This window comes from Kosakonia sp. R1.Fl (genome assembly GCF_023516815.1).
GTDB lineage: Bacteria > Pseudomonadota > Gammaproteobacteria > Enterobacterales > Enterobacteriaceae > Kosakonia.
This window is the reverse complement of the sequence record NZ_JAMGSQ010000001.1, coordinates 1,431,690-1,449,755: the sequence shown is the minus strand read 5'-3', so window position 1 is coordinate 1,449,755 and position 18,066 is coordinate 1,431,690. Positions and strand designations below refer to the sequence as shown.

The window sequence follows — 18,066 nt, the reverse complement described above, 5'->3', positions numbered from 1 at the left end:
TACAGAACAGCTGGTGATTATATCAGCGTAGTGAGGGATGCCAACCGCGAAATTTCCACATGCGGCAGTAACCGGCTGTCGCTGGCTTGCAGCAGATCGGCGCCTTCCGGCTTAATCCAACAGGCCTGCATACCGCAGCGCACCGCCCCGGCGACGTCGGTGGTTAAATCATCGCCGACATGCAGAATATCGCCAATCGCCACGCCGAGACGCTCAGCCGCAAGGTGATACATATCGCTAAACGGTTTTGACCGACCGTCCGGCCCGGCACGCAACACGAATTCAAAGTAGTCGCCCAGACCGAACAACTCCGGCTGCGCGTTACCATTGGTGATCGCCACCAGCGGCCATTTTTTGGCGAGCTTCGTCAGTGTGTCGTGGGTTTCCTCCGGCACATCAATGCGGCTGCGCCATTTGGCAAAATTGACCATCGAGGCATTTGCACCGGCCGCCGCTTCTTCCGCGGTCAGACCGGCGTCCAGCATCGCACGTTCGACGGCACGCCGGCGCCACTCGGTGACATCGTGGTAAATATCCGGTTCGGTTTCCCGCAGCGACTGGCGCAGGCGATGGAATTCTCTGTTTTCCAGGTTGCTTAACGCCGGGTGATAACGCTGCACAAACGCCAGCGCTTCCTGTTCAGTGCGCTGGATAACCAACCGGTTGTCGTAAAGGGTGTCGTCCAGGTCGAAGGTGATCGCGGAGATCTGACCTAATGGGCGGTAAAAACGCATTATTTCCCCCGTTTGGCGCGCGGGTGCGCCGCATCGTATACCGAAGCAAGGTGTTGAAAATCAAGATGAGTATATATCTGAGTGGTGGACAGATTAGCGTGACCGAGCAGCTCCTGCACACCGCGCAAATCGCCACTCGATTCGAGCATATGGGTGGCGAAAGAGTGGCGCAGCTTATGTGGATGCACGTGGCTGTTCAACCCTTGCTTAATGCCCCATTCAGCGAAACGCTTTTGCACATTGCGCGCCGAGATGCGTTTGCCGAGCTTCGACAGAAACAGCGCATCGTCTTCTGCGCCAAACAAACCGCGTAAATCAAGCCAGTGTTCAATCCAGGCAACCGCATTGCGACCAATCGGCAAACGGCGTTCTTTGCTGCCTTTGCCCAGCACCCACACTTCGCCGCTTTCCAGATCCAGATGCTTAATATCCAGATTCACCAGTTCAGACAAACGCAGACCCGCGCCATACATCACTTCAAGCATCGCGCGATCGCGCACGGCGAGCGGATCGTTAAGATCGATATCCAGCAGTCGGTTAATATCATCAACATCGATATTTTTCGGCAGATGGCGCGGCGCTTTTGGCGCGGAAATGCCTTTTGCCGGGTTAGCGGGCAACTCGCCCTGGCTGACCATCCAGTCAAAGAAACTGCGCAGCGCCGAGAGCCGTAGCGCCAGGCTCGCGGCCCCCAGCCCTTTGCGTCGGCTGCGCACGGCAATAGTACGCACCATCGCAGCATCACATTGTTGCCAGCTTTTCAGACCCGTTTCTTCGGTCAAAGCAATAATGGCATCAAGCTGATACTGATAATTTAAAAGCGTGATGGGGCTGAGCTGACGTTCAACGCTAAGGTAGCGCAGAAAACGGGTGACGAATGAAAACAGCGGAGAATCGGTCATACGCGCTCAATCCAGCGCTCCAGCAGATCCGGCAGCATCTGCGCGATCTCTTCCAGCAACTGAGTGCCTTGTCCCTGTTGATAATGGTGAACGTCGCGACTGCTGAACAACACAACGCCCAGCGCGCCATCATGCCCCATCAGCGACATCGCGACGGAGCCAATCGCTTTCGCTTCCGGCAACAGCAGCAGTAACTCCGGCCCATTTAGTGGCCCAAGATAGTGATGCTGCTGGCCAAGGCGCTGGATACGCAGCGGTTCAAACGCCTGTCGGGAGAGCGCAAGATGGGTAAATTTCGACGGCGCGCCAAGACGCCAGCGATCGGGAAACAGGCGGATAGTGGCGCCCGCCAGCCCTAAATCACGCGCCCAGCGATGGAAACGGTTGAGCATTTCGTCAAGGCTCGGCGCAGACGCCAGCCGCCCCTGTAAACGCAGCAGGCGATAGAACAGACCTTCGTTAGCGCTGGCCTGCTCCATCAACAGCGTCATGTTCTCTTCCAGCGCATTGATGTGATTGCGCGAACGCGCCATGTGCCATTCCACCAGTGAAACGGTGTCGCGCACCGCATGCGGCACGCGCATCTGTTCCACCAGCCGTGCATTGCGGATAAAGAAATCAGGGTTACGCAGCAGATAATCAACGACATCGCTGTCATCCAGCTGTGTAAAGGTGTCCTGTAGTTCTTCCCCTGGCTGCTTCATAACTGAATAAACCCGTCGTAGACATGTGCCGCCGGGCCAGTCATATACAGTGGTTGGCCCGGGCCTTTCCATGCGATATCAAGTCGACCGCCTGGTAATTCCACGCGAACATTTTCCGCCAGCAACCCCTGCGAGATGCCGACAGCAACCGCTGCGCAAGCACCGCTGCCGCAGGCCTGAGTTTCCCCGGCACCGCGCTCATAAACGCGCAGGCGAATGTTGTCCGGTTTAACAACTTGCATAAAGCCGATGTTCGCGCGCTCAGGAAAACGTTCGTGGCTTTCCAGAACCGGCCCCAGTGTTTCGACGGGGGCGGTGTTGACGTCGTCCACCTGAATCACACAATGCGGGTTGCCCATCGAGACAACACCGCACAATACTGTTTGCTCTGCCGCGCGCATAATATAGGTCTTTTCCGCTTTGTTGGCGCGAAACGGCACCTGCGACGGTTCAAAGTTCGGCTCGCCCATGTTCACGCGCACTAACTCATCTTCCGTTACGCTCAATACCATACGACCGTTCGCCGTACTGACGCGGATATCACGTTTATTGGTCAACCCTTTCAGGCGCACAAAACGGGCGAAGCAGCGCGCGCCGTTGCCGCACTGCGACACTTCGCTGCCATCGGCATTAAAGATCCGATAGTGAAAATCAAGTTCAGGATCGTAGGGAGGCTCAACCACCAGCAACTGGTCGAACCCTACGCCAAGATGGCGATCCGCCAGACGACGGATCAGCTCCGGGGAAAAAAAGACATTCTGCGTTACCGCGTCGACGACCATAAAATCGTTGCCAAGGCCATGCATTTTTGAGAACTGCATCATCTACTCCATTTGCGCGGATACAGAACGGTAACGTCAGTAATTCACCTGCGTCGGCGAGCCGTCATCACCACGATCGTTTTTATCCGGCGTGGCCGGCTGAATCGTGCTGGTTTGCGTTTTGGTTGGCGGCGGCGCGTTTTTATCTGCGGGCGGGAAGTAGAGTGGGCCTTTCAGACCACAGCCCGTCAGGCTAAACAGAGTCAGCAGTACGGCCAGCGTGCGAAACACATCTTTCATTATAAGTTGCCTGTAAGTTCGTTCTTTCTGCTTTCTATCATCGCAGGAGAAGACACAAAAGCAAGAGTTTGCGCGTTTAGGGCATCGGGAAATGTTTCGCGTTATACTGCTGCCATCATAAAAAACGGGATAAGAGAATGAACGACAGTGAATTTCATCGCCTCGCAGACGGCCTGTGGCTGACCATCGAAGAACGCCTGGATGACTGGGACGGCGACAGTGATATCGACTGCGAGATCAATGGCGGTGTGCTGACCATCAGCTTTGAAAACGGCAGCAAAATCATTATTAACCGCCAGGAACCGCTACACCAGGTCTGGCTGGCAACCAAACAGGGCGGCTACCATTTTGACCTGAAAGGTGACGAATGGGTGTGCGACCGCAGCGGTGAAACATTCTGGGATCTGCTTGAACAGGCGGCAAGCCAACAGGCGGGAGAAACCGTCAGCTTCCGCTGACATTCATTGCCCGGTAACATGCCGGGCAAATCGCTTAAGAGAAGTACTGCTGCAGCAACGGCGCATCGTTATCCTGATTTGCCGGCGTCGCGGTGCTGATTGCCTGATTACGGAACGGAATCACCTGCGCGCGACCTTCAACATTCACAATCTGGTAGAACTGCGGCAAGTTAAAGTTGATAAAGCTCGAACCGTAAGTAAAGCGATCGTGAGATGAAGAATAGAAACGGCTGACATCGCGCACCAGCTCTTCTTTGCTGCCTTCGCAGTGGTGATAGACTTCCGCACGGTTGCTCTCATCTAAGATATAGATGTTAAAGCCCTCTTCGCCGGTCTCTTCAAAGAAGAATTGAATAATCCCTTCACTGGCAAAACCATCTACCACCGCAGGTAACTCAACGTGATTGGTTTCCACCTGCACCGAAAGGCCATGCAGCTTGTTGTGAGAAATCGCGCCGTAAAACTCAATCGCGTTTTCCAGCTTCTGCACGGAGACATTGAGACGTTCAAAGAACAGCCCCCAGGTTTGCCCGGCAACACGCAACGCTTTGAAACGCCCGGTTTCCTGCCGCGTGCTGGAGAGGCGAAGCTCAATACACTCCGACACCAGTTGCTGCACACGCGTACGAATAAGACCACGTAAATGCTGGCTGTAGCAGAACACTTCCACGCTATCTGGCGGCGCGGCATCCTGGTGCATTTTCCCCAGAATGGTTTTCAGCGCTTCGGTCATCGCCTGCTCGCCATTAAAATGCAGGGTTCGCACTTCATTCCACGAGTTGCGATAGAGCAAATCGACGCTGCCAACGAGGCAGTTTTGCTGCTCACCAAAGCTGAACACATCAAGTTTGCGGAAATCAAAATGCACCACCTGGTTACGGAACGCCGCCGTTGGGTCGTATTCCAGGTTAACGATGATCGCCAGGTGACGGATTTCGCAAGGGCTGTAGAGCGCTTTTGGCGTCGGTGCAGGCAGCCGCAGCGGGAAGTGATGGGAAACATCCGCCACCATCTCCTGCAACTTCGGCAGATCAACAATGCCGTTGCCTTTAATAAACAAATGCGTACGCGAAGTCAGCAGACCATTAAACCACGCCCAGGCGACCAGCTTATTAAGGTAGCGGTTATATTCCAGCGGTTGGTGGCTAACGATCGAATCCATATTTGGCGCGCGGTTGTAAAGATACCAACCCGTACGGTTGGCGCGGCCCGGCGGCACATGGATAAAGGTTAAATTCGGTTCGGAGAGATCCGGTGAAATTTGCGGGTTCACCAGCGTTACTTTACCCGGCAGCGCTTCAAACGCCGCGTACAGCTTACGGGTTAATACGCCGATATCCTGCGGGCTGGCGGAAACACTCAGATTGTTGCGACGCGCAAAGCGAATCAGGTTGCGGTAACTCTGCATCATCGCGTCGAGCAGTTCGTTGTGCGCTTCGCGAACCTGATCAATTTTCCAGTTCGCGCGGTTATCCAGCATCGCTACACGCGCGTCATCCCAGCCCCACTCTTTCACCAGCTGCGAAATCACTTCACGACGCCAGCCAACGCAGGCGCGCTCGCGGCTCAGCTTCTCGCACACTTTTAAATAGAAACATCGACGAGCAAGATCGAGACGCGCGGTGTCTTCAATCGCGATCAGGTATTCCGTCACGCGCTCCAGCATCATGCAGTAGTGATCGAGACCAAACGAGACAATCTCGCCATCGTGCAAACGCTGTTTAATATCTTTCGCCAACAGACGCGTGTTGGGGTATTCCCAGGAGTAGGCTTCCAGCAGCAGCGTTTTCAGCACCGCTTTGTACGGTGAATCAATACTTTTATAGAGCTGCCACAGGCTGGCACCGAAGTACTCTTCCGCCGAAAGGGAACTTAAGCCACCCAGATCCAGCCATTCGTTCGGCGTTAAAACGCCCTGTGCATAGAGCGTCATGACGTAATCGTCGTAATGCTCTTCTTCGTCTCCTGGCACCATATTCCACAGAATACGTTTACCGGCCAGGCGCACGGCGGTGCGGTAAAATTCGTCAAGCAACAGGATATGCTGTGTAGAACCGCAGTCTTCACCGCCGAGGCTGCCGCTTTCATTGTGGCGGAAACGGTTTTCATCAATCAGAAAGAAGCTCACTTCAACGCCGAGCGAGGCCGCCCAGCTTTCCAGCAGGCTGCACTTACGCTGCAACAGCTGGCGCTCTTCATTATCAAGCCAGGATTGATGGCAGACCCAGATATCGAGATCCGACGAACAGCTTTGCCCGACCGATGAGGTACTGCCCATAGAATAGACGCCGGTGATCGGCAGTTCGCCTTTTGGCGAAACCTGCGGCGGCATGCCACGGTGCAGCTCAAGTTCGTTCAGGTAGTGAAGTTGGTTTTCATCAGGCGTGTAAAAGCAAATGCCCTGGGGAACGTTACCTTCAAGGTAGCCCGGCATTAGCGGATGGTGGTAATGCAACAATGTAGGCAGCAGACTGTAAACCTGCTGGAAAGCAGGCCCCATGGCAGCAAGCGCGCGATCCACACGCAATTGATTGATGGCATCCAGTCTCTGTTTCAGAGTCTCAATATAGAGGTACAAGACATATCGCCTGATGTTTACAGAAAATCCAAAATAGCCGTCACCTTTTTTCGCCCTTATCTTTATAGGGGGAACGACGAAAAAATGGTCTAAAACGTGATCAATTTAACACCTTGCTCATTGACCGTAAAGAAAGATGCGCTACAAACCAGTGTAGCAGCAAACGCTCTCTGTAAAGTCCGAATTACAGCCCGGTTGCGCCTGCATTGCAGAGGTGTCGCCTTCTCGCCCCCCATGCAATCTACCGCGAGCACTGACACCCTAATGCAACAATGTTAGGATGGTCAACGGACGATAACGACGGTAACAAGCATGTTAGACAATGTTTTAAGAATTGCCACACGGCAAAGCCCTCTTGCGCTCTGGCAGGCACATTACGTTAAGGAACGCCTTGAGGCGAGCCACCCTGGGCTTACAGTTGAACTGGTGCCGATGGTCACTCGCGGAGATGTGATCCTCGATACACCGCTGGCAAAAGTGGGCGGTAAGGGCCTGTTTGTCAAAGAACTCGAACTGGCACTGCTTGAAAACCGTGCCGATATCGCTGTGCATTCAATGAAGGATGTACCGGTCGATTTCCCGCAGGGGCTTGGCCTGGTGACCATCTGTGAGCGCGACGATCCACGCGACGCTTTTGTATCAAATCGCTATAACTCGCTGGATGAATTACCCGCTGGCAGCATTGTCGGCACCTCCAGCTTACGCCGCCAGTGTCAGTTAGCGGAGCATCGCCCGGACCTGGTGATCCGCTCCCTGCGCGGAAATGTCGGCACGCGTCTTAGCAAGCTCGACAACGGTGACTATGACGCGATTATTCTCGCGGTTGCCGGTCTTAATCGCCTTGGACTAGGTTCCCGCGTTCGCACTGCGCTGCCGCCGGAAACTTCGCTGCCAGCTGTCGGCCAGGGCGCGGTAGGTGTTGAGTGTCGCCTGGACGATACGCGTACGCGTGCCCTGCTCGCGCCGCTCAACCACGACGACACCGCCGTTCGCGTGAAAGCCGAACGCGCCATGAATACGCGTCTTGAAGGCGGCTGCCAGGTGCCAATTGGCAGCTATGCTGAACTGATTGATGACGGGATCTGGCTGCGCGGTCTGGTTGGCGCGCCAGATGGTTCCATCATGGTACGCGGCGAACGTCGCGGCCGTCTGGAGGATGCCGAGCAGCTTGGTATCTCACTGGCGGAAGAGCTACTCGATAATGGCGCACGCGCCATTCTGGCCGAAATTTATAACGGAGACGCCCCCGCATGAGCATTCTGGTCACCCGCCCGTCCCCCGCAGGGGAAGAATTAGTGAGCCGACTGCGCACACTGGGGCTGGAGGCCTGGAGCTTTCCGTTGATCGAATTTACACCGGGCCGTGAGTTGAATTCGCTCCCCGCCCGGCTTGCCGCGTTAACCGCAGACGACATGGTGTTTGCGCTGTCGCAACATGCCGTTTCATTCGCTCACGCGCACCTGCAACAACAAGGTCTGCGCTTTCCGGGCGAACCACACTATTTCGCGATTGGTCGCACCACTGCTCTGGCACTGCACACCGTCAGCGGAATTGACGTGCGCTATCCCCTCGATCGGGAAATCAGTGAAGTGTTGCTACAATTACCTGAATTACAAAGTGTTCAGGGCAAGCATGCGCTAATCTTACGAGGTAACGGCGGGCGCGAAGTGCTGGCGGAAACGCTGGCGGCGCGCGGTGCCGAGGTTGAGTTTTGCGAGTGCTATCAACGCAGCGCGAAATGTTATGACGGCGCGGAAGAAGCGATGCGCTGGCACACACGCGGCGTGACCACGCTTGTGGTCACCAGCGGTGAAATGATGCAACAACTGTATTCACTTATTCCTCCCTGGTATCGGGAGAACTGGTTACTTCGCTGCCGCCTGGTGGTGGTAAGCGAACGTCTGGCGCACCTCGCCCGGGATCTGGGCTGGCAGGATATTCAGGTCGCTGACAATGCCGATAACGATGCGCTGCTTCGCGCATTACAATAACTCTCATAATGGGAAGCCATAATGACGGAACAACAACACTCCTCCGCTGAGGTTGAAGAGACCAAAGCGGCTGACGGCGCAACGCCGCCGCCGGAGAAAGCAGAGAAAAATGCACGCGCTAACAGGACCAGCCTTGCACTCAGCGCGATCGCCATCGCGATTGCACTGGCATCTGGCGCAGGGCTTTATGGCTGGGTGAAACAGCAGACCGCAACCCTGAACAACAACAATGGCGAACTCGCCGACCAGATTATAGCACTACAACAGTCGCAGGATAAGCAGCGTGCGGAGCTGGAAGGCGTAATCAAGCAGCAATCCAGCGAGCTTGCAGCGGCCAAACACCAGAATGACGTGCTGGCAAAAGAGCTGAATGAAGTGCAGCAGAAAGTGGCGACCATTTCCGGTTCCGACGCCAAAACCTGGCAGTTGGCTCAGGCTGATTTTCTGGTGAAACTGGCCGGTCGCAAACTGTGGAGCGATCAGGACGTCACCACCGCTGCGGCACTGCTGAAAAGCGCCGATGCCAGCCTCGCGGATATGAACGATCCGAGCCTTATCACCGCCCGCCGGGCGATTACTGACGATATCGCCAGCCTTTCCGCTATTACCCAGGTGGACTACGACGGCGCCATTCTGAAGTTAAATCAGCTTTCCAACCAGATTGATAACCTGCGTCTGGCGGACAATAACGATGACGACTCCCCGATGGACGCTGACAGCAGCGAGCTGTCCGGCTCGATCAGCGAATGGCGGGTAAACCTGCAAAAAAGCTGGCAGAACTTTATGGACAGCTTTATTACCATTCGTCGCCGTGATGAAACAGCCGTGCCGCTGCTCGCGCCGAATCAGGATATCTATCTGCGTGAGAACATCCGTTCGCGCCTGTTGGTTGCCGCGCAGGCCGTTCCGCGTCACCAGGAAGAGACTTACAAGCAAGCGCTGGATAATGTCTCCACCTGGGTGCGGGCCTACTACGATACCGATGACGCCGCGACCAAAGCGTTTCTTGAGGAAGTGGACAAGCTGAGCCAGCAAACCATCGCCATGGATTTGCCGGAATCACTGCAAAGCCAGCCGATTCTGGAAAAACTGATGCAGACGCGCGTACGCAATCTGATGGCTCAGCCAGCGCCAGCCGCTCCTGCTGAACAGCCACCTGCACCTGCCGCGCCTGCAGCTCCTACAACGCAAGGAGAGTAACCATGTTAAAAGTGTTATTGCTCTTTGCATTGTTGATCGCCGGGATCGTGCTTGGCCCTATGCTCGCCGGGCATCAGGGATATGTGCTGATCCAGACCGATAACTACAATATTGAAACCAGCGTTACCGGGCTGGTCATTATTCTGGTGCTGGCGTTAGTGGTTATCTTCGCTCTCGAGTGGGTGCTGCGCCGCATTTTCCGTACCGGCTCGCATACGCGTGGCTGGTTCGTCGGCCGTAAGCGGCGTCGCGCCCGTAAACAGACTGAGCAGGCGCTGCTGAAACTGGCGGAAGGCGATTATCAGCAAGTTGAAAAGCTGATGTCGAAGAATGCCGATCACGCTGAGCAACCGGTGGTTAACTATCTTCTGGCGGCAGAAGCGGCGCAGCAGCGCGGCGATGAAGTGCGTGCGAACCAGCATCTGGAACGCGCCGCAGAGCTGGCGGAAAACGATCCGATCCCGGTAGAAATCACCCGTGTGCGCCTGCAACTGGCGCGTAACGAAAACCATGCCGCGCGTCATGGCGTGGATAAGCTACTGGAAATCACCCCCCGCCACCCCGAAGTACTGCGTCTGGCGGAACAGGCTTACATTCGCACCGGCGCGTGGACGTCGCTGGTGGATATCATCCCGTCGATGGCAAAAGCCAACGTTGGCGATGATGAACACCGCGATCTTCTGCAGCAGCAGGCGTGGATCGGCATGATGGATCAAGCGCGTGCCGATCAGGGCAGCGAGGGGCTGAAAACCTGGTGGAAAAACCAGAGCCGCAAAACCCGCCAGCAGGTGGTATTGCAGGTAGCCATGGCTGATCACTTAATTGAGTGTGACGATCACGATACTGCGCAAGAAATCGTGCTTGATGGTCTGAAGCGCCAATATGACGATCGCCTGGTACTGGTCATCCCCCGTCTGAAAACCAATAACCCGGAGCAGATCGAAAAAGTCCTGCGCCAGCAAATCAAAACGCAGGGCGATCGCCCGCTGCTGTGGAGTACGCTGGGGCAATCGTTGATGAAGCACGGTGAATGGCAGGAAGCTTGTCTTGCGTTTCGCGCCGCGCTGAAACAGCGTGCGGACGCGTTTGATTATGCCTGGCTCGCCGACTGCCTCGATCGCCTGCATCAACCGGAAGAAGCCGCCACCATGCGCCGTGACGGTTTGTTACTGACGCTGCAAAATAACCCGCCTCACTAACACACATTGACTCGAGTTGCAGGAAAGCCAAAGCACCTGCAACTCGAAGCATGGAGTGTTACGACATAAAAAAACGCCTGCCGGAATACTCAGGCAGGCGTTAAAACAGGTCTTTGACAACTAAATGGGTGCTTCACTCAACGTTATGTCCATGGTGTTTAATGAGGCCGAAGCGACATCTGTCTGTGGACGATAAGCACCGTAAACGGCTCTGCATCATTCCTGAGTTTATGAGGCCTGAAGGCGAACATAAGAGATGGAATGAGCATCTACGCGTAGATTATTGCACATACCGTGCCACAACTGCATTAACTAATGTTACCGAGCGCAAACTTTTAAAATACCAGCAAATTCAGCGTTTCTCGCCCCGCAACCACGCCTTAGCCATCTTTCCCAAAAGCCGATATGTCGCCAGCTAGCGACAAATAGCAGACTAATCATTCTAGCCATTTAAAATCAGCAAGTTACATGTCACCATTAAGCGACAAAGCAGGTGCACATTGTCGCTCAGAAGCAACACAGGCAAAAGGGATGATGGAAAGGCGCGAAATGCAGAAGAAGTGGCAGGAAAGACAAAAACAAAAAACCCCGCTTACGCGGGGTTCAAAATTGGTCGGCGAGAGAGGATTCGAACCTCCGACCCACTGGTCCCAAACCAGTTGCGCTACCAAGCTGCGCTACTCGCCGTTTTACTGCTTTTTGAATTTTTTGTTCAATCTAAGTTGTGGTGCGAGGGGGGGGACTCGAACCCCCACATCCTAAGGACACTAACACCTGAAGCTAGCGCGTCTACCAATTCCGCCACCTTCGCATTCCACGAAACTTGTACTGCAAAATAATGGGGTGGCTAATGGGACTCGAACCCACGACAACTGGAATCACAATCCAGGGCTCTACCAACTGAGCTATAGCCACCACTGTAAATCTGTTCACGCGGTATCGTGATATTTCACGAACCACCGCAGCTCAAGCGCCGGGTTTAAATGGCGCGCCCGACAGGATTCGAACCTGAGACCTCTGCCTCCGGAGGGCAGCGCTCTATCCAGCTGAGCTACGGGCGCGTAGCGCCGTTGCGGGGGTGGATAGTACGGACTTCGGGCGCGGCTGTCTAGTGCTTTTTTTAAAGAAAATGCGCGTTTGGTTATGCTTTGCGCATTTTGCCTCTTATTCACCCACCCGTTGCGTAACAGCATGCCGATGGAAGCCAAATACCTTATACGCCACCGTTACCGCAGCGAGGAAGATAATGCCGACAAACAGCGACATACGCGTGTCATTGTTGAAGCCCATCCCCACCAGCACGCAAATCAGAAATGCCATGGTTAACCAGTTTGCCCACGGGAACAACATCGAGCGGAACGGATGGCTGGCAATCGCTTCTTTATGTGCCTTACGAAAACGCAGTTGGCTTATCAAAATCACGAACCACGGCACCATACCTGGCAATACGCTGGCGCTGTAGACGTAAACAAACACGCGTTGTGGGTTCGGAATCACGTAATTCAGGCAGGAGCCGACCAGCAGAATAATGATGGAAATGGTCACACCCATCGCCGGAACGCCGCTTTTGGACACTTTAGCCACCGCAGCCGGCAACTGGCGGTTCTTCGCCAACGCGTAAAGCATACGCCCACAGCTATACATACCGCTGTTACAACCGGACAGCGCCGCCGTCAGCACAACAAAGTTAATGATACCTGCCGCCGCGGTGATACCGATTTTGGCAAAGGTCAGCACAAACGGGCTGCCATTGGTGCCAATTTCATTCCACGGGAAGATGGTGACGATGACAAAAATGGCGCCCACATAGAAAATCAGAATGCGCCACAGCACCTTGCTGACCGCGCTACGCAGCGTTACTTGCGGGTTTTTCGCTTCACCTGCGGTGATACCAATCAACTCGACACCCTGGTATGAGGCCACAACGATACAGAGCGCGGTTAAAAAGCCTTTCCAGCCGCCGGCAAAGAAACCGCCATGTTCGGTCAGGTTGCCAAAACCGATAGAGTGACCACCATTACCAAAGCCGAAGAAAATCACGCCCAGGCCCACGACAATCATCACGATAATGGTGGTGACTTTGATCATCGCAAACCAGAATTCAATTTCACCATACAAACGCACTGCAGCCAGGTTGGCCAGGGCGACCAGCCCCACCGCAATCAGCGCGGGTATCCACTGCGCAAGATCCGGGAACCAGAACTGGACATACACGCCAATCGCGGTGATTTCCGAGATGCCAACCGCCATCCACATAAACCAGTAAGACCAGGCGGTGAGATAGCCAAAAAACGGGCTCATATAGCGATGCGCATAAACCGCGAAAGACCCGGCGACCGGCTCCAGAAACAGCATTTCGCCCATCGAGCGCATAATAAAGAAGACGAAAATCCCGGCGATAATATACGCCAGCAATACCGACGGACCAGCCCATTTCAGCGTACTGGCAGCCCCCATAAACAGGCCTACGCCTATGGTGCCCCCGAGGGCAATTAATTCGATGTGACGAGACTCCAGACCACGCTGAAGCTCTGGTTTGTTTTCGGCCATAAATCCTCTGTTGTGTTTGCTTCTTTCTTTGCCCGCTCTGCGGGTTATTGTTATGAGTTTTTCCTCAGCTCATAACAGGCCATGCTGCACCGACCCGGAAATGGTTGGCGCAAAAAACACCACGGCACTGCAATGAGTGAGCGAATGGTTTCTTAAAATGAGGAAAATGGCAAACGATGTATAAAAAAAACATGTGCAATGCACAATAAAACAGCAACAGGAAGGAAAAAGGCAGCGCATTACGCCGCCGGGGGAGAGTCAGAGTTTTCCGCTGTAGTGCCAGCGCAGATAACGCAGCAAGCGTAACTGGCGTTTCAGCCGCGTCGGTTGCGACAATAAGCGATACAGCCACTCCAGCCCTGATTTCTGCCAGAGTTTCGGCGCGCGCTTCACATGGCCGGTAAAGACATCGTAAGTGCCACCCACGCCCATATACAGCGCATCCGGCCAGACAGCACGGCAGTCGCGCATAAAAATCTCCTGTTTTGGCGAGCCCATTGCGACGGTGACGATTTTCGCCCCGCTATCGCGGATCCGCTCAAACAGCGCTTGTCGCTGCGTCGGACTAAAGTAGCCGTCCTGGCTTCCCACAATATTCACCTGCCATTGCGCACGTAGTTTCTGCTCTGTTTGTGCCAGCACTTCGGGTTTGCCACCGACCAGAAACACCGGCGTGCCCGTTTTTCCTGCCCGTGCCATCAGTTGCTCCCAGAGGTCGGCACCCGCAACGCGAGAAACCTGCGCCTGCGGGAATTTCTTGCGCAGCGATCGAACGACGCTGATGCCATCGGCGTATTTATATTCCGCCGCCTCAATCAACGCGCGAACTTGCGCGTCATCTTCCAGCGTCAGCATTTTCTCGGCGTTGATCGCCACCAGCGTGCCCTGTTTGATTTGCCCATCCGCACAGAGAAAATCCAGCGCGTGTTGCATATCGCGCCAGCCGACCAGTTTCAGACCGCGCAGGTCATACAGCGGCGCTGCCGTCTTATCCGTCATGTTAAATCCTTTTTCACACCTGGGAGAGGGGTTTCACTACGCGCGTATCGCGACGATGTATAAGCCCTGCACTGTCAAACAGCCAGTACAGCAGTTTCGCCATCAGCAGGCAGAAGCCGAAAATGGCAAGGAAGAACACCACCCGCGAGGCAAACGCATCCAGCCCTTCGCGCGCCAGCACAATCATGTTGAAAATAGCGCCAAAGCAGAAACTATGAAGAATTGCGGCCTTATAACGGTTGGTTTCCCGGTTTCCTAAAGTATATAACCAGTCGAACCATTTAATGATCAGGCCCACCACCACCGCGCCCAGCGGGATAAACCACGCGCCGCCCATCACCACTAACGAACCAATCAGCGTGGGCGAAATTGCCAGCCCGGAGTGGTTGTTGAGCACTTCCCAGGTGAAGTAGTTCGCCGTGTTGAGCACAATGCCAGGCCGCGAAGGCCATAACCAGGAAGGGATAAACACGTAGAAGTCGCGCACAATTGGCGCCAGTCCCTGAAAATCAATCTTGTCGTAGTTTTGCAACAGCAGCGACAAGTTTTCCCACGGCGAGAAGGTGTCGCGCGTCAGGTATAAAAAGGTGTAAAACGCCTCGTCACCGCTGACATTTAAGCCATAGCGTTTCAGCGCCAGCCAGAACATACCGACAATCCCCAGCACGCCCGCTGCCGCCAGCATCCAGAGCGAAATCCAGCCGCGAATAATGCCGATAAACAGGAAAATCGCGAACGCGATAATGATATTGGCGCGCGTACCGCCAACAATCATGTAGGTCAGCAGGCCAAACGCCACGGTGCTGACCAGAAAGAACAGCCATGCCTGTGCGCTCTGACGCAGAAAGTAGACCACCAGCATCGCCGGAATAAAGAAGTAGAAGAAACGTTTTAACGCGACGCCGGAAACTTCGCTGGAGAAGATCTGGCTATAGGAGTGCAAGCGGAATAAGAGAAAGCCGTTGTGCATGAAGAAGATCCCCACGCTCACCAGCGCGATGATCATCAGCATCACCCATGTGAGATGCGCCTCCACCCGGTTAATGGTGAACAATGGGCGACGGGTCGCCTGTTCGGCTTTCGCCCGCAACCGCGTTTTGTACGTCACGTAATAGATGCCATAGAAACATGCAGCCGCCAGCAATGACTGCATCATAATTCCCGGCGGTGCCACGGTGACGTTAAAACGGAACACCAGCACGCAGGTCAGCGGAAAACCAAAGAAAAAGGTCAGCAGAAACAGCAGCGAAAAGAAAACGTTAAAATTAAACCGCACACGGCGGAATTCAAACCAGGTCAGCGTGGCGATAAACAGCGTCGCCAGCAGCCAGATGATAAACAGTCCGCAAAACTCAAGTGGGCTCATCCGACGATCCCCGCAGCCATACGCAGCGTTTTATGCCAAAGCGTAATGTAATTCGGGCTAAAGAACGTAATGGCATGCTTATCCACTGCCACCAGCTGCCGCCGTGCTTCGCGGATCACCGCTTCGCTTAGCGCATCGCTGGTAAACAACACCGGAATATCTTCTGCCACCATATCGCGCCAGAACGGATTCTCCCGGTTCAGTACGCAGGGAACGCCAGCCTGAATTAGTAAGCAGAGCGTGCCAATCCCCTGCTGACGGGCGAAAATAAAGTAACCTAAATCGCATTGCGCCAGCAGTGCCAGATAAGCGTCAAAGTCCATTTTTTCGCTCAGAATACGCAAGTTATCTGCGCTAAATAGCGCCAGACCGGCGTTGCGGACCGCGGTGATATAGCTGTCGTTATTCGCCGGATACCCCATCGGCACAATGATATTAACCGTGTCGCCAAACTGGCGGTGAATCGCGCGCAATGCAGCAATGTGCTCGTTGCTCGGGTCGCCGGAGTTACCCACCAGAATCGTCAGTTTGCCTTCCCGTTGCAGTTCGTGCGCCATGGTATTCAGCGCCGGATCCATACGCGTTGGGAAATAGAGCAGCTCGCCGCGCACGCCAGGGTTACGTTGCCCGAACCAGGCCAGATCGCCACGGGTAGCAAAAATGCAGCCCACCCGGCGTTGCGCTAAACGGCGCAGCGGATAAAAAAGACGGAATTTAAGGCTGCGCGACACTTCATACAGATCGGCGCCCCAGGCATGCCAGTAGAACTGTTCGCGCTTAATGGCACCGCGCAACAACGCCAGCCACAGGCCGAAGTTAAACTGACCGTGAAAGAAGAAGCGTTGCTGACGATCGGCTTTTGCACGCGCAACAACGGCCTTTGCCAGCGCGTTTTTATCAGCATAGAAGTGCAGTGTTAATTCCGGATACGCCGCGCGTTGCCCTTCGTCGCGGCCGACAACCATAAATTCACGGGCATACGCGCCCGCGGCCGCAAGGTTTTCGTTAAAAAACCGCAGAACAGTCTGGTTATGGTGTGGGATATCCGATCCCAATACGTGAATCAGTGCAGTCATGCCTTCTTACGCCAAATCAAAAAAGCGCCGCAACAAGCGGCAAAATAACAAATGTAGGTCGCCATATAGGCCTGCGCCGCGCCGATAGCGCCATGCGCCGGGATGAGCACGCGCGAAAAGAGCGTTAACAGCGCGAACTGGCTTACTTCCGCCAGAATATAAAAGCGCAGCGACGCTTTGGCGATAACCAAATAACCAAATACGTAAGCGCCCACTTTCAATACATCCCCGACCAACTGCCAGGCGAACAGATCGCGCATCGCCGTAAATTTGTCAGAAAACAGCAGCCAAATCGCCACATCGCGTAGCAACCAGACGCAAAGGCTTACTGCCGCTACCGCCGGTAACACAAAACGCAGCGATTTAACGATTTCACGCGAGATCTCTGCTTTTGTGGTCAATCTGGACAATGTTGGCAACAGATAAACGCTGAACGAGGCGGTGATAAATTGCAGATAAGCATCGGAGATACTGCTGACCCCTTGCCAGATTCCCACGTCATCCCAGCTGTAATGTGCCGCCAGTTGGTTTCGCATCATCACGTAAGCGAGTGGCATGGTCGCCGAGGTGATCAGCGCCATCAGCGTAAATTTGCTTAACTGCCCCGCTAATCCGTTGTCCCATTTCGGCGCAAAGTACGCCAGCGGAACACTGCCACGCCGCATCAGCATGAATATTGCCGGGATAACCACCAGCGCCGGAACCAGCGCCATTCCCAGCAACGCGCCCTGATAGCCGCCCAGTTTGAAACAGAGAAACCATGCCAGCACACCGATCACGCTACCAATAATCAGAGAGAGTGCGTTACTTGCTGCGTCGCGGAACCCTTTCATCACCGCCAGCAGCAGGTTGGCCCATGCAATGCCCATCTGCACCAACGCCACCAGGCGCACCAACCCCTGATAATCTTTATGCCCGAATAACCCCTGGCTGATGGGTGCTGCCGCCAGCAGGAAAATCAGCGCCAGCAGCGTCGAAAAGCCCAGCACCATCGCGGACGACGTGCCCACAGCCATGCGCAAGCGAGCCGGATCGTCATGGTATTGCGCGACAAATTTCGTTACGCCGTTAAAAATCCCGGCGCCTGCCAGCACACCCAGCACGGTGATAAGCTGGCGGAAATTCCCCGCCTGCCCGACGCCTGACGGCCCAAACGCCACCGCAAGCAATTTGACTACCAGCAAGCCCGCGCCAATCTTGACCAGCGTGCTGGCGGCCGTCCATATCGATGCTTTTGCCAGCGACATG

At 54.8% G+C, this 18,066-nt stretch carries 16 protein-coding genes and 4 tRNA genes; 5 read left to right on the top strand and 15 right to left on the bottom strand.

Annotation, left to right across the window (positions count from 1 at the left end; all coding sequences use genetic code 11):
• Positions 1–17: 17 nt before the first annotated feature.
• Genes yigB through lptM form a run of 5 tightly spaced genes read right to left on the bottom strand, consistent with a single transcriptional unit; the run spans position 18 to position 3,401 of the window.
• The gene (gene yigB, locus M8Q36_RS06870; RefSeq protein WP_175274389.1) at positions 18–734 is read right to left on the bottom strand and encodes a 5-amino-6-(5-phospho-D-ribitylamino)uracil phosphatase YigB; all 717 of its coding nucleotides are present in this window, start codon (positions 732–734) and stop codon (positions 18–20) included.
• On the bottom strand, positions 734–1,636 hold the full coding sequence (gene xerC / locus M8Q36_RS06865) for a tyrosine recombinase XerC (RefSeq protein WP_249880414.1): 903 nt from the start codon (positions 1,634–1,636) through the stop codon (positions 734–736). The genes yigB and xerC overlap by 1 nt, the downstream gene beginning before the upstream one ends.
• Entirely contained in the window at positions 1,633–2,340 is a 708-nt protein-coding gene (locus M8Q36_RS06860) for a DUF484 domain-containing protein (RefSeq protein WP_249880413.1), read from the bottom strand. Before M8Q36_RS06860 ends, xerC begins: the two co-directional genes overlap by 4 nt.
• Entirely contained in the window at positions 2,337–3,161 is an 825-nt protein-coding gene (dapF, locus tag M8Q36_RS06855; RefSeq protein WP_017459732.1) for a diaminopimelate epimerase, read from the bottom strand. Before dapF ends, M8Q36_RS06860 begins: the two co-directional genes overlap by 4 nt.
• Positions 3,162–3,197: 36 nt before the next feature.
• Entirely contained in the window at positions 3,198–3,401 is a 204-nt protein-coding gene (lptM, locus tag M8Q36_RS06850; RefSeq protein WP_020456014.1) for an LPS translocon maturation chaperone LptM, read from the bottom strand.
• Between the two features lie 137 nt (positions 3,402–3,538).
• Between lptM and cyaY the strand changes: the two genes are divergently transcribed.
• Positions 3,539–3,859 (top strand): iron donor protein CyaY, encoded by a 321-nt coding sequence (gene cyaY, locus M8Q36_RS06845; protein WP_017459730.1) that lies wholly within the window; start codon positions 3,539–3,541, stop codon positions 3,857–3,859.
• A 34-nt stretch (positions 3,860–3,893) separates the two neighbouring features.
• Here the strand turns inward: cyaY and cyaA are convergent, their stop codons facing one another.
• Entirely contained in the window at positions 3,894–6,437 is a 2,544-nt protein-coding gene (cyaA, locus tag M8Q36_RS06840; protein ID WP_249880412.1) for a class I adenylate cyclase, read from the bottom strand.
• A 312-nt stretch (positions 6,438–6,749) separates the two neighbouring features.
• Here cyaA and hemC point away from each other — a divergent pair, with 312 nt between their 5' ends.
• Genes hemC through hemY form a run of 4 tightly spaced genes read left to right on the top strand, consistent with a single transcriptional unit; the run spans position 6,750 to position 10,827 of the window.
• Positions 6,750–7,691 (top strand): hydroxymethylbilane synthase, encoded by a 942-nt coding sequence (gene hemC / locus M8Q36_RS06835; RefSeq protein ID WP_249880411.1) that lies wholly within the window; start codon positions 6,750–6,752, stop codon positions 7,689–7,691.
• Positions 7,688–8,428, top strand: coding sequence for a uroporphyrinogen-III synthase (gene hemD / locus M8Q36_RS06830; RefSeq protein ID WP_249880410.1), 741 nt, complete (start codon positions 7,688–7,690; stop codon positions 8,426–8,428). Before hemC ends, hemD begins: the two co-directional genes overlap by 4 nt.
• Positions 8,429–8,449: 21 nt before the next feature.
• A complete protein-coding gene (gene hemX, locus M8Q36_RS06825) occupies positions 8,450–9,628 on the top strand; it encodes a uroporphyrinogen-III C-methyltransferase (protein WP_249880409.1) in 1,179 nt (392 codons plus the stop codon).
• 2 nt (positions 9,629–9,630) lie between these two features.
• Positions 9,631–10,827: a protoheme IX biogenesis protein HemY gene (gene hemY, locus M8Q36_RS06820; protein WP_097407606.1), complete on the top strand. Its 1,197-nt coding sequence runs from the start codon at positions 9,631–9,633 to the stop codon at positions 10,825–10,827.
• Between the two features lie 610 nt (positions 10,828–11,437).
• Here the strand turns inward: hemY and M8Q36_RS06815 are convergent.
• The 9 genes from M8Q36_RS06815 to wzxE form a co-directional block, all read right to left on the bottom strand.
• A tRNA-Pro gene (locus M8Q36_RS06815) sits at positions 11,438–11,514 on the bottom strand.
• Between the two features lie 38 nt (positions 11,515–11,552).
• Positions 11,553–11,638 (bottom strand) — tRNA-Leu (locus M8Q36_RS06810).
• Between the two features lie 28 nt (positions 11,639–11,666).
• Positions 11,667–11,742, bottom strand: a tRNA-His gene (locus tag M8Q36_RS06805).
• Positions 11,743–11,811: 69 nt separating this feature from the next.
• Positions 11,812–11,888: transfer RNA gene (locus tag M8Q36_RS06800), tRNA-Arg, on the bottom strand.
• A gap of 103 nt (positions 11,889–11,991) precedes the next feature.
• Complete coding sequence (gene thrP / locus M8Q36_RS06795) at positions 11,992–13,377, bottom strand: bifunctional threonine/serine APC transporter ThrP (protein WP_249880408.1); 1,386 nt, start codon at positions 13,375–13,377, stop codon at positions 11,992–11,994.
• A gap of 258 nt (positions 13,378–13,635) precedes the next feature.
• On the bottom strand, positions 13,636–14,376 hold the full coding sequence (gene wecG / locus M8Q36_RS06790; protein ID WP_249880407.1) for a lipopolysaccharide N-acetylmannosaminouronosyltransferase: 741 nt from the start codon (positions 14,374–14,376) through the stop codon (positions 13,636–13,638).
• 13 nt (positions 14,377–14,389) lie between these two features.
• Entirely contained in the window at positions 14,390–15,742 is a 1,353-nt protein-coding gene (gene wzyE, locus M8Q36_RS06785) for an ECA oligosaccharide polymerase (RefSeq protein ID WP_249880406.1), read from the bottom strand.
• Positions 15,739–16,818, bottom strand: a complete 1,080-nt coding sequence (locus M8Q36_RS06780) for a TDP-N-acetylfucosamine:lipid II N-acetylfucosaminyltransferase (RefSeq protein WP_249880405.1) — start codon at positions 16,816–16,818, stop codon at positions 15,739–15,741. Before M8Q36_RS06780 ends, wzyE begins: the two co-directional genes overlap by 4 nt.
• Positions 16,815–18,065, bottom strand: coding sequence for a lipid III flippase WzxE (gene wzxE, locus M8Q36_RS06775; RefSeq protein WP_249880404.1), 1,251 nt, complete (start codon positions 18,063–18,065; stop codon positions 16,815–16,817). The genes M8Q36_RS06780 and wzxE overlap by 4 nt, the downstream gene beginning before the upstream one ends.
• Position 18,066 lies beyond the last annotated feature (1 nt).

Excerpts from the sequence above, each read along its gene's own strand:
- hemX (WP_249880409.1), top strand. The coding sequence starts at position 8,450 with ATGACGGAACAACAACACTCCTCCGCTGAGGTTGAAGAGACCAAAGCG.
- wecG (WP_249880407.1), bottom strand. The coding sequence starts at position 14,376 with ATGACGGATAAGACGGCAGCGCCGCTGTATGACCTGCGCGGTCTGAAA.
- M8Q36_RS06860 (WP_249880413.1), bottom strand. The coding sequence starts at position 2,340 with ATGAAGCAGCCAGGGGAAGAACTACAGGACACCTTTACACAGCTGGAT.
- hemD (WP_249880410.1), top strand. The coding sequence starts at position 7,688 with ATGAGCATTCTGGTCACCCGCCCGTCCCCCGCAGGGGAAGAATTAGTG.
- wzyE (WP_249880406.1), bottom strand. The coding sequence starts at position 15,742 with ATGAGCCCACTTGAGTTTTGCGGACTGTTTATCATCTGGCTGCTGGCG.
- yigB (WP_175274389.1), bottom strand. The coding sequence starts at position 734 with ATGCGTTTTTACCGCCCATTAGGTCAGATCTCCGCGATCACCTTCGAC.
- lptM (WP_020456014.1), bottom strand. The coding sequence starts at position 3,401 with ATGAAAGATGTGTTTCGCACGCTGGCCGTACTGCTGACTCTGTTTAGC.
- dapF (WP_017459732.1), bottom strand. The coding sequence starts at position 3,161 with ATGCAGTTCTCAAAAATGCATGGCCTTGGCAACGATTTTATGGTCGTC.
- xerC (WP_249880414.1), bottom strand. The coding sequence starts at position 1,636 with ATGACCGATTCTCCGCTGTTTTCATTCGTCACCCGTTTTCTGCGCTAC.
- wzxE (WP_249880404.1), bottom strand. The coding sequence starts at position 18,065 with ATGTCGCTGGCAAAAGCATCGATATGGACGGCCGCCAGCACGCTGGTC.
- cyaY (WP_017459730.1), top strand. The coding sequence starts at position 3,539 with ATGAACGACAGTGAATTTCATCGCCTCGCAGACGGCCTGTGGCTGACC.
- hemY (WP_097407606.1), top strand. The coding sequence starts at position 9,631 with ATGTTAAAAGTGTTATTGCTCTTTGCATTGTTGATCGCCGGGATCGTG.
- hemC (WP_249880411.1), top strand. The coding sequence starts at position 6,750 with ATGTTAGACAATGTTTTAAGAATTGCCACACGGCAAAGCCCTCTTGCG.
- thrP (WP_249880408.1), bottom strand. The coding sequence starts at position 13,377 with ATGGCCGAAAACAAACCAGAGCTTCAGCGTGGTCTGGAGTCTCGTCAC.
- M8Q36_RS06780 (WP_249880405.1), bottom strand. The coding sequence starts at position 16,818 with ATGACTGCACTGATTCACGTATTGGGATCGGATATCCCACACCATAAC.